Origin of the sequence: Sphingomonas sp. Leaf412 (assembly GCF_001425405.1) — a bacterium.
GTDB lineage: Bacteria > Pseudomonadota > Alphaproteobacteria > Sphingomonadales > Sphingomonadaceae > Sphingomonas.
In genome coordinates this window covers 271,643-287,712 of record NZ_LMQP01000004.1, presented here as the reverse complement: position 1 = coordinate 287,712, position 16,070 = coordinate 271,643, and the positions used below count along the sequence as shown (strand labels likewise).

The window sequence follows — 16,070 nt, the reverse complement described above, 5'->3', positions numbered from 1 at the left end:
TCCCTGGGTTCCTGCGTTCGCAGGAACACATCCATCACATGAAGCGGTTGACGATATTCTCGATCCGCTCCTGCCGGCCCGACCGCGGTTTCGGATCGACGTTCCGCTCGATCGCGAGGTCCGCGATGCCCGCGAGGTCGCGCGCCTGCACCGCCCGGCCAAACTCGCCGTCCCAGCCGGCGTAGCGTTCCGCCTTCAGCGTATCGAGGCGTCCGTCCTCGATCAGCGCGGCGGCGTTGAGCAGGCCCTTCGCCACCACGTCGATGCCGCCGATATGACCGTGGAACAGGTCCACCGCGTCGACCGACTGGCGCCGGACCTTCGCATCGAAGTTGAACCCGCCGGTGGTGAACCCGCCCGCGCGAACGATCTCCAGCATCGCCAGCGTCAGTTCCTCCACCGAATTGGGGAATTGGTCGGTATCCCACCCGTTCTGCGGATCGCCGCGATTGGCGTCGATCGAGCCGAAGATGCCGAGCGCCGAGGCGGTCGCGATCTCATGCTCGAACGTATGGCCAGCGAGGGTCGCGTGGTTCGCCTCGATGTTGACGCGGACCTCGTTCTCCAGCCCGTAGCGCTTCAGGAAGCCGTACACCGTGGCGGTGTCGAAATCGTACTGGTGCTTCGTCGGCTCGTGCGGCTTGGGTTCGATCAGGATCGTGCCGGTGAAGCCGATCTTGTGCTTGTGCTCCACCACCTTGGTCAGGAACGCACCGAAATTGTCCAGCTCGCGCGCCATGTCGGTATTGGCGAGCGTCTCATACCCCTCGCGACCGCCCCACAGGACGTAGTTCGCGCCGCCGAGGCGATGCGTCGCCTCCAGCGCGTCGCGCACCTGCATCGCGGCGAAGGCGTAGACCTCCGGATCGGGATTGGTCGCGGCGCCCGCGGCGAAGCGCGGGTGGCTGAACGCGTTGGCGGTGCCCCACAGCAATTTGCGGCCCGACGACGCCTGCAACTTTTCGAGGTGATCGACGGCCTCCGCGAAATGGCGGCGATGCTCGGCGACGTTGTTGGCGTCCGCCATCACGTCCACGTCGTGGAAGCAGTAATAGGGGATGTCGAGCTTGCCGAAGAAGTCGAACGCGACCTCCCGCTTGGTCGCCGCGGCGGCGGCGTCGTTGGCGCCGCGATGCCACGGGCGGTCGAAGGTGCCCGCGCCGAACACGTCGCTGCCCGGCCAGCAGAAGGTGTGCCAGAAGCAGGCGGCGAAGCGGAGGTGGTCCTCCATTCGCTTGCCCAGAACCACCCGGTCCTTGTCGTAGAAGCGGTACGCCAGCTCGTTGTCGCTGTCGGGGCCTTCGTATTTTATCTGGGGAATGTCGGCGAAGAAATCGGTCATGGCTCGTTCCTGGGTGTGATGCGGGGATAGGCCTGGACGAAGCGCGCGCGCTTGGGCGCGAGGCGGTCGGCGAGGATCGGGTTGGCGGGGATCGTGTGGCTGACCGGCGGGGGGACGCACACGTCGGCGGGGGCGCCGCCGTCGACCGCCAGTTGCGCCAGCCGCGCCGCGCCCAGGGCGGGGCCGACCTCGCCGCCGTCGAGATACACCAGCTCGACGCCCAATGTGGCGGCGATCGTCCGGCCCCAGTAACGCGAGCGTGCGCCGCCGCCGATGACGGACAGGCGCTCCACCTGCGTGCCCGCATCGCGCAGCGCGTCGAGACCGTCGGCGAGCGCGAAGGAGACTCCCTCCAGCACCGCCTGCGCCAGCCGTTCGGGATTGGTGTCGTGGTCGAGACCGAGGAAACCGCCGCGGACCGCGGCGTCGTTGTGCGGCGTCCGTTCGCCGGACAAATAGGGGAGGAAGATTTCCGGGCCGCCCGCGGGGCCGGCCTTTTCCGCCCGCGCGAACAGGTCCGCCGCGCCCGCCGCGCCGGTCAGCCGCGCGACCCAGTCGATGCAGGCGGCGGCGGACAGGTGGACCGTCATCTGGTGCCACAGGTCGGGCAGGCAGTGGCAGAAGGCGTGGACTGCGCTGGCGGGATTGGGGCGGAAATCCTTCGTCGCGACGAAGATGACGCCCGACGTGCCGAGCGACAGCAATGCGTCGCCGTCCTTCACCACGCCCACGCCCGCCGCGCCCGCGGCATTGTCCCCGCCGCCGCCCGCGACCGGGACCGCGGGCATGCCCCACGATTCGGCCACGTCGTCGCGCAACCTGCCGGTGACCGCGACGCCCTCGACCGCGCGCGGCATCTGCGCGCGGGTCAGGCCGGTGGCGGCGAGCAGCGCGTCGCTCCAGTCGCGCTTCGCGACGTCCAGCCACAGGGTGCCCGCGGCGTCGGATACGTCGGTCGCCTTCTCGCCCGTCATGCGCAGGCGGACGTAATCCTTGGGCAGCAGGACGGTGGCGATGCGGTCGAAGGTCGCGGGCTCGTGGCGACGGACCCATGCCAGCTTGGGCGCGGTGAAGCCGGGCATGGCCAGGTTGCCCGCGATCCGGTGAAGGTCGGGCACCGCCGCCTCCATTGCCGCGCATTCGGCGTGACTACGCCCGTCGTTCCACAGGATCGCGGGGCGCAGGGGGCGATCGTCCGCGCCCAGCAGCGTCGCGCCGTGCATCTGCCCCGCCACGCCGACGCCGCGGACCGCGCGGCGCACGTCGGCGGGCAGCGACTGCACCGCGGCGCAGGTCGCCTGCCACCAACTGTCGGGGTCCTGTTCGGACCACAACGGCTGCGGCCGCTGGACCGTCAGCGCGGCAATCCCCTGCGCGACGACCGCGGCGTGGCGGTCCAGCACGACCGCCTTCACGCCGGACGTGCCGATGTCGATGCCGAGGAACATCGATCAGGCTCCGGGGACGACGATGACCGAGAAGGGCTTCGTCACCCCGGACTTGTTCCGGGGTCCATCGTGCCGCGAGATAACCGGCTCATCGTCTCGCGGCGCCATGGATGCCGGGACAAGCCCGGCATGACGACGTCGTTCGTGACGAAGGTCCCGCGAACCACGGGACGGTGCGATGACGGAAGCCACGCTCATTTGACGAGCGGATCGATCGTGCGGATCGTGCCGTCCGGATTGTAGTGCAGCTCGGTCATCTTGACGTTGCGCAGGCGTGTCTGCCCGGACAACTGGCTGTCGGCGTAGAACAGCCACCATTTGCCCTGCCACTCCACGATCGAATGATGCGTGGTCCAGCCGACGACGGGCTCCAGGATGCGGCCCTTGTAGGTGAAGGGGCCGTAGGGCGAGGTGCCGATGCCGTAGGCCAGGTAATGCGTGTCGCCGGTCGACCAGCTGAAGTAATATTTGCCCTTGTACTTGTGCATCCACGCCGCCTCGAAGAAGCGGCGGTCCGTGTCGCCGCCCAGCAGCGGTTTGCCCGCCTCGTCGACGATCCGCACGTCGCGGGGCGGGTGCGCGAACTGCTTCATGTCCGCGGACATCATCGCGACCTTGGGCGACAGTGCGGGCTTGTCGGGGGCGTTCAGGTCGGTCTTCGATCCGTTGGCGTCATACCGCCCCGTCGTGTTGCGCTGGAGCTGCCCGCCCCAGATGCCGCCGAAATACATGTAGCTCTTGCCGTCGGTGTCGGTGAACACCGCGGGATCGATCGAGAAGCTGCCCCGGATCGGCTGCGGCTCCGCCGTGAACGGTCCGGTCGGGGATTTCGACGTCGCGACGCCGATGCGGAACGCGCCTGCCTTGTCCTTGGCGGGGAAGTACAGGAAGTACGTGCCGTCCTTGTACGCCGCGTCGGGCGCCCACATCTGCTTCGTCGCCCAGGGCACCTGCTTTACGTCGAGCGCGACGGGGTGGACGGTGACCTTCCCGCCGGGCGAGTCCATGCTGAGCACGCGATAGTCGCGCATCTCGAAATGGCCGCCCAGATCGTCCTCGGGCGCCGGGCCGTCGATGTCGTGGCTGGGGTAGATGTACAATTTGCCGTTGAACACGTGCGCGGACGGATCGGCAGTGTAGATCTCGCTGACCAGCGGCTGCGACAAATAGCGGCGGCCGTCAGGAGCGCGGGGTTCGGGCTGTTGCGCGGGCGCGCTCGCGGCGGCGAGCAACAACAGGGCGGCGAGCGGGGCGGAACGGCGCGTCATGGTCTCTCCCGAGGCGGCCAGTGATCGGCCTTGCGGTGGACGATAGCGCTACCATAACGGCTCCGCAAGCGGCTACAGCATGGCCGTCGCACCTTTTGCGCCGCGATCCTCGATCGCCCGCAGCGCCGCGGTGACGGCGGGGGCCAGCGCGGCCGCGTCCGGCGCTACCAGCGGCAGCAGGGCGGCGACGCGCGCGGCGGCATCGGGCGCGCCGTGCCACCGCCGCGACGTTTCCGCCGCCCGCGGATCGTCGACGACATGCGCGGCGCCCGCATCGTCGCGCCCCGCCTGCCACCGCATCCAGCCCGCGACCGCCAGCGCCAGCGCGGGCGCCTCCCGCCCCGCGGCGATCGTGGCGGCGAGCGGGGCGATCAGCCGCTGGGGCAGTTTCTGCGACCCGTCCATCGCGATCTGCCGCGTGCGATGATGCAGCGCGGGATTGGCGAAGCGCGCCAGCAGCGCGGCGCGATAGATGGGGAGGTCGAGGCCGGGGGGCGGGGACAAAGTGGCGGCGGATTCGTCCCACAGCCGGTCGACCAGACGGCGGTATTCGGGCAGCGCGATCGCCTGATGCACGAACTCGACGCCCGCGAGGCCCGCGAGATACGCGAGCGCGGAATGCGCGCCGTTGAGCAGGCGCAGCTTCGCCTCCTCCCACGGCGCGACCGCATCGGTCAGCTGCGCGCCGAACGCCGCGAAATCGGGGCGCGGGCCGCAGAAGCGGTCCTCGATCACCCATTGCAGGAACGGCTCGCCGGTCACGAGCGCGCGATCCTCCACGCCCGTGGCGGCGGCGAAGGCATGGATGTCCGCGTCGGTGGTGGCGGGGACGATGCGGTCGACCATGGTTTCGGGGAACGCCCCCTCCGCCGCGATCCAGCGGGCAAGGCCCGCGTCCTGCGCCTCCGCCATCGCCAGCACCGCGTTGCGCAGGCGGTGGCCGTTTGACGGCAGATTGTCGCAACTGATCGCGGTGAACGGCGCCAGCCCCGCGGCGCGGCGGCGCGCGAGCGCGGCGACGAGGAAACCGGGGGCGGTTCGGGGGGCGTGCGGATGCGCGATATCGGCGGCGACGTCCGCCTCGCCGGTCAGCAGGTTGCCCGCGGCGTCGAGGCGATAGCCCTTCTCCGTCACGGTCAGCGTCACGATATGCGTCGCGGCGTCGGCGAGGCGCGCGACGAGCGCGGCGGGATCCTCCGGCGCGACCAAAGTGTCGAGCACCGCGCCGATCACGCGCCGCCGGTCGCCCGCGCCGTCACGCTCGACCAGCGTGTAGAGGTTGTCCTGCGGCGCCATCGCGTCGCGGGTCGCAGGCGAGCGGAGCGATGCGCCGGTGATGCCCCAGCGCCGGTCGCTCGCCGCCAGCGCGCGGTCGAACACCAGCGCCTGGTGCGCGCGGTGGAACGCGCCGATGCCGAGGTGGACGACCCCCGCACGTACCGCGCCTCGATCGTACGACGGGCGCGCCACGTCGGCGGGCAGGTGCGGGAGCGTCGCGGTCGACAGCCTCACAATTTGTACGCCGCTTTCACGAGGTCGTAGGACAGCGCCTGCGCGACCTCATGCGCCTCGTCCTGCTCCAGCCGGTGTTCGGCGACCAGCCGCGCGAGGAAGCCGCAGTCCATCCGCCGCGCGACATCGTGCCGCGCGGGGATCGACAGGAAGGCGCGGGTGTCGTCGTTGAAGCCGACGGTGTTGTAGAAGCCCGCGGTTTCCGTCGCGGCCTCGCGGAAGCGGCGCATCCCCTCGGGCGAATCGTGGAACCACCACGGCGGGCCGAGGCGCAGGCACGGGTAGTGGCCCGCGAGCGGCGCGAGTTCGCGGCTGTATGTGTCCTCGTCCAGCGTGAAGACGATCAGCGTCAGGCGCGGGTCGTTGCCGTGACGGTCGAGCAACGGTTTCAGCGCGCGGACGTACTCGGTCTGCACCGGGATATCCGCGCCCTTGTCCTTCCCGAACCGGGCCAGCACCGCCGCATTGTGCGCGCGCATCGCGCCGGGGTGCAGCTGCATGACCATGCCGTCCGAAACCGACATCGCCGCCATTTCGGTCAGCACGTGCGCGCGGAACGTCTCCGCCTCATCCGCCGTGCCGCCCGCCATGACACGCGCGTACAACGCCTCGATATCCGCGCGGTCGAGCCACAAGGTGCGCGCGGTGGGGTGGCCGTGGTCGGTGCTGGTCGCCCCCGCCGCGCGGAAGCGCGCGCGGTGGAAAACGTGTGCGGCGAGGTAGCCGGCGTAGGTCCCCGCGTCCTCCCCCGCGGTGGCGCAGAAGCGCCGGACGTTGGCGGCGAAATCGGGGTCGTCGGGGTCGGTGACGGGATCGGGGCGATAGGCGGTCAGGATGCGCTTGCCCCAGCCAGATGCGCGGATCGCGGCATGGTGGTCGAGGGGGTCGAGCGGGCTTTCGGTCGTGGCGATCAGTTCGATGCCGTAGCGTTCGAACAGGGCGCGCGGGCGGAAGGCGTCGGTCTTCAGCGCGGCATCGATCACGTCGTAATAATGGTCCGCCGTCGCCGCCTCCAGCCGGACGTCGATCCCGAACGCTTCCGCGAACACCCAGTCCAGCCACATCCGCGACGGCGTCCCGCGGAACAGATGATAGTTTTCGGCCAGCTGGCGCCAGATCGCGCGGCTGTCCGTCTCCACCGGCGATCCGTCGACGCTGGGCACGCCCAGCGCCTCCAAGGGCACGCCCTGGCTGTAGAGCATGCGGAAGACGTAATGGTCGGGGACGATCAGCAATTGCGCCGGGTCCGCGAACGGTTCGTTGCGCGCGAACCACGCCGGGTCGGTGTGGCCGTGCGGGCTGACGATCGGCAGGTTCTTCACGCCTTCGTACAGCGCGCGCGCGATCCCGCGCGTCGTGGGGTCGGCGGGGAACAGGCGATCGGGGTGGAGGCGGAGCGGCCGGGTCATGCGCTAGGTTCGATCCTGACGTCGCGATAGCGGGGATTGAGCAGCATCACCGCCGCAAGCGCGACGAAATAGGCGAGGCCGCAGGCGATGAAGAACGGCTGGTAGCTGCCGACGCGGTCGAGGATCACGCCCAGCGACTTGGACGCGATGAAGCCCCCCACCGCGCCCGCGAACCCGCCCAGCCCGATCAGCGTCCCCTGCGCATACCGCGGGAAGATGTCGCCCGGGGTGGCGAACAGATTGGTCGAGAAGCCCTGATGCGCCGCGCACGCCAGGCCGATCGCGCCCACCGCCCACCAGATCGACGGCGCGTTGGCCGCGAACATGACGGGCAGCGCGAAGAAGGCGCAGATCAGCATTGCGCGGCGGCGTGCGGTGCGCAACGCGGTGCCGCGCTTCAGAAGGTGCGACGAATACCACCCGCCCGCGACCGCGCCGACGTCGGCGAGAATGTAGATCGCGACCAATGGCGGGCCGAAGCTCTTGAGGTCGTAGCCGTAGGTGGTGGAGAAGAAATCGGGCAGCCAAAACAGGAACGTCCACCACACCGGATCGATCAGGAAGCGCCCGGTCATGTACGCCCAAGTCTCGCGGTGGCGCAGCAGCGTGCCGAAACCGACGCGCCCGCCGGTCTCGACCGGCTCCGCCTCGATATGCGCGCGTTCCTCCGCGGTGATGCGCGGATGCGCGGCGGGGGCGTGGTAGAAGCGCCACCATGCGACCAGCCACACGACGTTGAACACGCCCGTGACGACGAACGCCCAGCGCCAGTCGAGCAGCAGCGACGCGACGAGGAACGACACGAGCAGCGGCGTGATGATCGCGCCGACGTTCGCGCCCGCGTTGAAGATGCCGATCGCGAGCGCGCGTTCCTTCTTCGGAAACCATTGCGATGCCGCCGCCAGCGCGGACGGGAACGTCCCCGCCTCCCCCAGCGCCAGCGGAATGCGCGCGATCGCGAAGCCGGTCGTGCTGGTGACGAGGACCTGCGCGAAATGGCCCGTGGTCCACAGGCCCATCGCCAGCAAATAGCCCAGCTTCGGCCCGATCCGGTCGATCAGCCAGCCGAAGGCGAGGAAGCCGAGGCCGTAGCACACCTGGAAATAGCCGGTGACGTCGCCGTAGCCGCTGTTCGTCCAGCCGTACAATTGCGTCAGCTGCGGCTTCAACACCCCCAGCACGAGGCGGTCGACATAGGACAGCACGACCGCGGTGAACAGCAGCGCGCAGATCCACCACCGCACGTTCCCGCGCGGACGCGGGACGGCGCGGGCGGCTGTGTCGGGGGCGTCGGTGAGGTCGGTCATAGGCTCAAACCACCTTCGTCATGCCGGGCTCGTCCCGGCATCCACCGTGCCGCGCATCCGCCGGCGCGACGGACGCGGCGCCATGGATGCCGGGACCGGCCCGGCATGACGGGATGGTATGCCGCATCGTCACCCCGGACGCGATCCGGGGTCCATCGTGCCGCGCATCCGCCGGCCGTTGTCCGCGCGGCGCGATGGATGCCGGCTCGGGGGCCGGCATGACGGATTCGGGATGGCTGACACAGGTCGTCATGCCGGGCTGGTCCCGGCATCCACCGTGCCGCGCATTCGCCGGCGTGAGGCACGCGGCGCCGTGGAAGCCGGGACCGGCCCGGCATGACGGGGGGGGGTGGCGCATCGTCCCTTGTGCTCCCGCGAAGGCGGGAGCCCAGACTGGGTCCCCGCCTTCGCGGGGACACATATGACGCACCCTCACCAGCTCCACAGCGTCCCGTCCTCCAGCCGGTTCACGGGCAGGAACGCGCGGCTGTATTCGTGGCCCGCGGCCAGTTCCTCGTCGATGTCGACGCCCAGACCCGGCGCGTCGCCCGGATGCATCGCGCCGTCGGCGAACGTGTACGCATGCGGGAAGACGGCGTCGGTTTCCGCGGTGTGGCGCATATATTCCTGCACCCCGAAATTGGGCACCGACAGGCCGAAGTGCAGCGCCGCGGCCATCGACACCGGCGACAGGTCGGTCGCGCCGTGGCAGCCGGTGCGGACCTGATACAGGTCCGCCAGCGCGGCGATGCGGCGCAGGTGCGTGATGCCGCCCGCATGGACGACGGTGGCGCGGATGTAATCGATCAGCTGGTTCTCGATCAGGTCCTTGGCATCCCACACCGAGTTGAAGATTTCCCCGACCGCCAGCGGCGTCGTGGTATGCTGCCGGATCAGGCGGAAGGATTCCTGGTTCTCCGCGGGCGTCGCATCCTCCAGCCAGAAGGGGCGGTACGGCTCCAGATCCTTGCCCAGACGCCCCGCCTCGATCGGGGTCAGGCGGTGGTGGACGTCGTGGAGCAGGTGAACGTCCCACCCCAGTGCCTCGCGCGCCGCGGCGAACAGCTCGGGGACGACGCGCAGGTATTTGCTGGTCGACCACACATTCTCGCTCGGCAGATCGGCGTCGGCGGGTTCGTAGAAATAGCGGTCCTTGCTGACGCCATAGGTCGACGCCATGCCGGGCACGCCGCACTGGATGCGGATCGCCTTGTACCCCTGCGCCTGATAATCCAGCGCGGCGGCGATCGTGTCGTCGATGCTGGCGCCGTTGGCATGGCCGTAGACCATGCAGCTTTCACGCGCCGCGCCGCCCAGCAATTGATAGACCGGCAGGCCCGCGATCTTCCCCTTGATGTCCCACAGCGCCATGTCGACCGCGGCGATCGCGGACATGGTGACGGGGCCGCGGCGCCAGTAGGCGCCCTTGTAGAGATATTGCCACACATCCTCGATCCGGTGCGCGTCGCGGCCGATCAGGCAGGGGATGACGTGATCCGACAGGTAGCTGGCGACCGACAGCTCGCGGCCGTTCAGCGTCGCGTCGCCGACGCCGGTGGTGCCGTCGTCGCATTCGATCCGGAGCGTGACGAAGTTACGGCCGGGGCAGGTGACGATGACGCGGGCGGACGTGATCTTGGGCATGGGATTCCTCAGGCGATGTCGAGGGTGACGGTCTTCAGGTCGACCGAATTCGGACCGACCATGATGTCGAACAGGCCGGGTTCGACCACTTCCTTCATGTCGGTGTTCCACAAGGCGAAGGCGTCGGGGCCGAGCGTGAAGGCGATCTCGCGCGTCTCGCCGGGGGCCAGGGAAAGCCGCGCGAACTGCTTCAATTCCTTCACCGGCCGCGTGACGCTGGCTTCGCGGTCGCGGACGTACAATTGCACGACCTCGTCGCCCGCGCGGGTGCCGGTGTTGCGGACAATGGTGGTGACGGTGACCTCGCCCGCGATGCCGATCCGCGCGGCGGACAGGCGGGGCGGGCCGATGTCGAAGCTGGTGTAGCTGAGGCCATGGCCGAACGGGAACAGCGGCGTCGAAACGCCGATGACATAGGGGCGGCCGGCGGACGGCTTGCGATTGTAGGTCAGCGGCACCTGCCCGGCGTCGCGCGGAACGGTGACGGGCAGCTTCGCACCGGGGTTCACCGCGCCGAACAGCGCGCGTGCGATCGCGGTGCCGCCTTCCTGCCCGGCGTACCAGCATTCCAGCAGCGCATTGGCGCGCGCGGCGACGGTGGGCCATGACGCGGGACGGCCGTTGATCGCGCACACGACGATCGGTTTGCCGAGTGCATGCAACGCGTCGAACAGCGCATTCTGTTCGCCGACCAAGTCCAGGGTCGTGCGGTCGCCGAGGTGGTTCTTCGCAAACCCTTCCCGGCTAGTCTGTTCGGTATCGCCGATCGCCAGCAGGATGACGTCGCAGTCCTTCGCGGCGGCGACCGCCTCCGCGATCAGCGCGCGGTTCTTCGCCGGATCGGCCAGCAGCACCTCGTCGACCGAGCGATCCTCGCTTTGCGTGATGAACACGCCCTGCGCGTGGACGACCTGCGCCTTCCCCGCCAGCGCGGCGCGCACGCCGTCGAGCAGCGACACCGCGTGCCGCGGCGCGCCGGAATAGCCGCCGAGCCGCGCGATGGCGGCGTTGGGGCCGATCACCGCGACGCGCTTGTGCGCGCCGGGGGTCAGCGGCAGGACGCCGTCGTTGGTCAGCAGACACAGCGACTTCTCCGCCGCCTTCAGCGCCAGCGCGCGTGCTTCGTCGTTGCCGGTCAGCCTTGCCGCGGCGCGTGCGTCGACCGGGGTCGCCTCGAATAGGCCGGCGCGGAACTTCAGCGCCAGCATGCGCCCGCATGCCGCATCGATCGCGGCGCGCGACACGCGGCCGTCGCGGACCTGCGCCACCAGCGTGCGGAACGCCATCCCGTCGGGAAGCTCGCTGTCGACGCCCGCGGACAGCGCCTGTCGCGCGCAATCCTCCAGATCGGCGGCGACGTGGTGGATCTTCTGCAATTCGTCCACCGCGCCGTAATCGCTGACCACCGCGCCGCCGAAGCCCCATTCCTTGCGCAGGATATTGCCGAGCAGCCAGCGGCTGGCATGGCTGGGGAGGCCGTCAATTTCGTTATACGACGGCATCACCGCGGCGATGCCCGTGCGCGTGACGACCGCGCGGAACGGCGGGAAGAAGAACTCGCGCAACTCCCGCTCGCCCAGCGGCGCCTGCGCGATGTTGTTGCCCGCCAGCGGCTGGCCGTGGCCGGTCATGTGCTTCAGCGTGGCGAAGACATGCCCCGCGGGCAGGGTGGTGCCGGTGCCGCCCTGAAGGCCGGTGACCGCCGCGACGCCCATTTCGGCGCAGACATAGGGGTCCTCCCCGAACGTCTCCTCGATCCGGCCCCAGCGCGGGTCGCGCGCGATATCGACCACCGGGCTAAGCGCCAGCATGCTGCCGTGCGCACGCGTCTCGCGCGCGATCACGGTCTGGACCTCGCGCATCAGGTCGCGATCGAAACTGCCCGCCAGCGCGATCGCCTGCGGGAACATGGTCGCGTCGGGCGCCATGTAGCCGTGGAGCGTCTCCTCGTGGAACAGGATCGGGATGCCCAGCCGCGTCTCCTCGCGCGCCCAGCGTTGCGCGGCGTTGACGAAGGCGATGGTGGACGCGCCCCCGCGCCAGCGCGCGCCGGTGCCGCCCGCGACCGCCGCCACCTGCGGCCCGCCGCGGCGGTCGGACGGACGCGTGATCTGCCCGATGCCGTGGGGATAGGCGGCGGATGCCTTGGCGGGCGTGAAGTCGAGGCCGGTCATGACCTCCGCCTTCGTCGCCCACAGCGCAGTCATCTGCGCGACCTTCTCCTCCAGCGTCATGCGCGCCAGCAGGTCCGCGACGCGCAGGTCGACGGGCGCGCGCGGGTCCTTGTACACGGCGGTCGCGGCGACGGCGCGCAGCGGGACGAGCGCGGCGGCGGTGCCGAGGAGGCCGATGAAATGCCGCCGGTTCACTTCGTCACCGTCAGCGTCGCGGATTTCAGGTCGACCGAATTCGGCCCCGCCATGACCGTGAAGGTGCCCGGTTCCACCACGCGTTTCATGTCGCGATCCCACAATTGCAGCGCGTCGGGGCCGAGGACGAAGTCGACCGTCCGCCGCTCGCCGGGGCGCAGCGTCACGCGGCGGAAGCCCTTCAATTCCTTTACGGGTCGCGTCACCGACGACACGTCGTCGCGCAGGTACAATTGCACCACCTCGTCGCCCGCGCGCGCGCCGGTGTTGGCGACGTCGACCGACACGATCACGCTGCCCGCGGCGCCGATCGAGGCGGCGGACAGGCGCGGCGCGCCGATGTCGAAGCTGGTGTAGCTGAGGCCATGGCCGAACGGGAACAACGGCGCGGTCGTGTCGAACAGGTAACCGCGGCCCGCCGACGGCTTGACGTTGTAGAACAGCGGCAATTGCCCCGCGTTGCGCGGGATCGTGACGGGCAGCTTGCCGCCCGGATTGACGTCGCCGAACAGTACGTCCGCCATCGCATTCCCGCCCTGCTCGCCGATGTACCAGCCCTCGACCAGCGCATCCGCCTGCTCCGCGATCCGCACGGTGCTGGCGGGGCGGCCGTTGATGAGGACGACCGCGATCGGCTTGCCCAGCGCGTTGAGCGCGTCGAACAATGCCTGCTGCTCGCCGACGAGGTCGAGGGAGGGGCGGTCGCCGAGGTGTTTGGCGTCCCAGCCCTCGCGGCTGGTCTGCTCGGTATCGCCTAGCGCCAGCACGATGCGGTCGGCCTTGCGCGCGACCTCCACCGCCTGCGCGATCCGGCGGCGGTTGGCGGCGGGATCGGCGAGCGTGACCTTGTCTTCCCACCAATCGTCGTTTTCGGTGATCTTCACGCCCTCGGCATGCAGGATCGTCGCGCGGCCGCCCACCTTCGCGCGGATGCCGTCGAGGATGCTGACCGTGACGGGCGGCTGGCCGTAATAGCCGCCGAGCCGCGCGACCGCCGCATTGGGGCCGATGACCGCGATCGTTCCTTCGGGCTTCAGCGGCAGCATGCCCTTGTTGGTCAGCAACACGATCGATCGCTGGGCGGCGGTGCGCGCAAGGGCACGCGCGGCGGGGGTGTTGGTCGCGCCCTGCGCCGCCGCGGCATCTGCATAGGGCCGCTCGAACAGGCCCGCGCGGAACTTCAGGTCGAGCATGTGCCGCACCGCGCGGTCGACCGATTCCTGCCGCACGCGCCCCTCGCGCACCGCCTTCACCAGCGTGGCGAACGCGGTCCCCTCGGGCAGGTCCGCGTCCACGCCCGCATCGATCGCGCGTGCCGCCGCCTCGTCCAGCGTGCGGGCGACGTGGTGGATGTCGCGCAACTGGTCGATGGCGTAATAGTCGCTGACCACCGCGCCGCGATATCCCCATTCGCCGCGCAGGATGTCGCCCAGCAGCCAGCGGTTGACGTGGCTCGGCACGCCGTCGACCTCGTTGTACGACGCCATCACCGCCGAAATGCCCGTCCGCCCCACGACCTGCTCGAACGGCGGCAGGAAGAATTCGCGCAATTCGCGCTCCGCCAGAGGGGCGGGGGCGATATTCTGCCCCGCTTCGGGCTGGCCGTGGCCGGTCAGGTGCTTGAGCGTGGCGAAGACCTTGTCCGTGCCCAGCCGGTCGGTGACGCGGCCAATGCCCTGCAACCCCTCGACCGCGGCGACTCCCATCTCGCCGACGAGGTACGGGTCCTCCCCGAACGTCTCCTCGATCCGGCCCCAGCGCGGGTCGCGCGCGATGTCGACCACGGGGGACAGCGACACTTGCACGCCGCGCGCGCGTGTCTCCCGCGCGGTGACCGCATTGACCGCGCGGACCAGATCGGGGTCCCAGCTCGACGCCAGCGCGATCGCCTGCGGGAAGCTGGTCGCGCCCTTCGCGGCGATGCCGTGCAGCCCCTCCTCATGGAACAGGATCGGGATGCCCAGCCGCGTGCGCGTGACGGCCCAGCGCTGGAGCAGATTGACGTATTCCGCCGTGGCGCGCGCATCGCGGCCCGGCGTCACGCGCGGGCTGCCCGGCCCGCCCGCGTCGGACGGGCGCGCGACCTGGCCGATGCCGTTCGGGAAGGCGGCGGTCAGCGCGGCGGCGGTGGGGGCGTCGCCCAGCGGCTTGCGCTTCTCCCACACCGTCGTGATCTGCGCGACCTTCTCCTCCAGCGTCATGCGCGCCAGCAGGTCGTCGATACGCGTCGACACGGGGGCGGCGGCGTCGCGATACGGAGCGCGCGGCGCGGGCGCGGCGCCTGCCGCCGAAGCCACGCAGGCGGCAGCCAGCAGCAATGCCATCGGTCGCGCCATGCCGCTGTCTCTCCCGCACACGGTGTTCGGCACCGCTTGTTGACGATAGCGCTACCATGCTAACCGGGGGCAATGCTTGTCAAGAGCAATGGAGGAGAGGGCATGAGGATCGTGAGCTTCGCGCTGGCTTTGGCGGCGACGATCGGGGGCGCGGCGCCCGCGTCGGCGGAGGACGGCTACGACCTGTGGCTGCGCGCGCGCGCGGTGCCGCACGCGGCCGCGTCGGTTACGACGGCCGAGGCGGATGCGACCATCCGACTCGCCGCCGGCGAACTCGATCGCGCGCTGGGGGAGAAGGCCGGCGCGGTGCTGATCGGCACGCCTGCCAACCCCGCCATCGCCGCGCTGAACCTGCCGCTGGCGAAGGCGGGCGACGAGGGGTTCGTGATCCGCAGCATTGTCGTGGACGGCAAGCCGGTGACCGTCGTCGCCGCGAATCGCCCAGTCGGTGCGCTGTACGGCGCCTTCGCACTGATCCGCCGCGCCGCGACCGGCGCGCCGATGACCGGCATCGACGTGACCGATTCGCCGCGCGTGAAGCTGCGGATGCTCAACCATTGGGACAATCTCGACGGCCATGTCGAGCGCGGGTACGCGGGGCAGTCGATCTGGGACTGGTGGCACCTGCCCGACGACCGGAACCCGCGTTATACCGACTATGCGCGCGCCAACGCCTCGATCGGGATCAACGGCACCGTCCTGAACAACGTCAATGCCAAGGCCGACAGCCTGACCGCGCCCTATATCGCGAAGGCGGCGGCGGTGGCGGACATGCTGCGTCCGTGGGGCATCCGCGTGTACCTGTCGGCGCGCTTCTCCGCGCCGATCGAGCTGGGCGGGCTGAAGACCGCGGACCCGCGCGATCCCGCGGTGGCGGCGTGGTGGCGCGCGAAGTCGGACGAGGTCTGGCGCGCGATCCCCGATTTCGGCGGCTTCCTGGTCAAGGCGAACAGCGAAGGCCAGCCCGGCCCGCGCGATTACGGCGCCAGCCATGCGGACGGCGCCAACATGCTGGCCGCGGCGGTCGCGCCGCATGACGGCATCGTGATCTGGCGCGCGTTCGTCTACGCCGACACCGATCCCGCCGACCGCGCGAAGCAGGCGTATACGGAGTTCAAACCGCTCGACGGGAAGTTCGCGGACAACGTGCTGGTGCAGGTGAAGAACGGCGCGCTCGATTTCCAGCCGCGCGAACCGTTCCATCCGCTGTTCGGCGCGATGCCGAAGACGCCGATGGTAGCGGAATTCCAGATCACGAAGGAATATCTCGGCTTCGCCACACACGTGGCCTACCTCGGCACGATGTGGGCGGAGGTGCTGGACGCCGATACGTTCGCGAAGGGCAGGGGATCGACCGTGGCCGAGGTGGTCGACGGCAGCCTGGACCGCCATCGCCTCAGCGGCATCGCGGGGGTCGCCAACATCGGCACGGATC

At 70.0% G+C, this 16,070-nt stretch carries 10 protein-coding genes; 1 reads left to right on the top strand and 9 read right to left on the bottom strand.

Annotated elements, in window-relative coordinates:
- Nucleotides 1-34: 34 nt before the first annotated feature.
- The 9 genes from xylA to ASG29_RS16900 all read right to left on the bottom strand — a co-directional run bounded on the left by xylA (nucleotide 35) and on the right by ASG29_RS16900 (nucleotide 14,635).
- Nucleotides 35-1,342 (bottom strand): xylose isomerase, encoded by a 1,308-nt coding sequence (xylA, locus tag ASG29_RS15590; RefSeq protein ID WP_055986389.1) that lies wholly within the window; start codon nucleotides 1,340-1,342, stop codon nucleotides 35-37.
- A complete protein-coding gene (xylB, locus tag ASG29_RS15585) occupies nucleotides 1,339-2,790 on the bottom strand; it encodes a xylulokinase (protein ID WP_055986386.1) in 1,452 nt (483 codons plus the stop codon). The genes xylA and xylB overlap by 4 nt, the downstream gene beginning before the upstream one ends.
- 194 nt (nucleotides 2,791-2,984) lie before the next feature.
- Nucleotides 2,985-4,058, bottom strand: coding sequence for a glycoside hydrolase family 43 protein (locus tag ASG29_RS15580; protein ID WP_055986383.1), 1,074 nt, complete (start codon nucleotides 4,056-4,058; stop codon nucleotides 2,985-2,987).
- A 72-nt stretch (nucleotides 4,059-4,130) separates the two neighbouring features.
- A complete protein-coding gene (locus ASG29_RS15575) occupies nucleotides 4,131-5,573 on the bottom strand; it encodes a mannitol dehydrogenase family protein (protein ID WP_055986380.1) in 1,443 nt (480 codons plus the stop codon).
- Nucleotides 5,567-6,979, bottom strand: coding sequence for a glucuronate isomerase (gene uxaC, locus ASG29_RS15570; protein ID WP_055986376.1), 1,413 nt, complete (start codon nucleotides 6,977-6,979; stop codon nucleotides 5,567-5,569). The genes ASG29_RS15575 and uxaC overlap by 7 nt, the downstream gene beginning before the upstream one ends.
- Nucleotides 6,976-8,286: an MFS transporter gene (locus tag ASG29_RS15565; RefSeq protein ID WP_055986373.1), complete on the bottom strand. Its 1,311-nt coding sequence runs from the start codon at nucleotides 8,284-8,286 to the stop codon at nucleotides 6,976-6,978. The genes uxaC and ASG29_RS15565 overlap by 4 nt, the downstream gene beginning before the upstream one ends.
- A 432-nt stretch (nucleotides 8,287-8,718) precedes the next feature.
- On the bottom strand, nucleotides 8,719-9,930 hold the full coding sequence (gene manD, locus ASG29_RS15555) for a D-mannonate dehydratase ManD (RefSeq protein WP_055986367.1): 1,212 nt from the start codon (nucleotides 9,928-9,930) through the stop codon (nucleotides 8,719-8,721).
- Nucleotides 9,931-9,938: 8 nt separating this feature from the next.
- Nucleotides 9,939-12,299, bottom strand: a complete 2,361-nt coding sequence (locus ASG29_RS16905) for a glycoside hydrolase family 3 N-terminal domain-containing protein (protein WP_055986364.1) — start codon at nucleotides 12,297-12,299, stop codon at nucleotides 9,939-9,941.
- A complete protein-coding gene (locus ASG29_RS16900) occupies nucleotides 12,296-14,635 on the bottom strand; it encodes a glycoside hydrolase family 3 N-terminal domain-containing protein (RefSeq protein WP_055986361.1) in 2,340 nt (779 codons plus the stop codon). The genes ASG29_RS16905 and ASG29_RS16900 overlap by 4 nt, the downstream gene beginning before the upstream one ends.
- Nucleotides 14,636-14,737: 102 nt before the next feature.
- On the opposite strand from ASG29_RS16900, the gene ASG29_RS17660 reads away from it, so the two are divergent.
- A partial coding sequence (locus ASG29_RS17660) for an alpha-glucuronidase family glycosyl hydrolase (protein WP_268796250.1) occupies nucleotides 14,738-16,070 on the top strand: 1,333 nt, incomplete at its 3' end.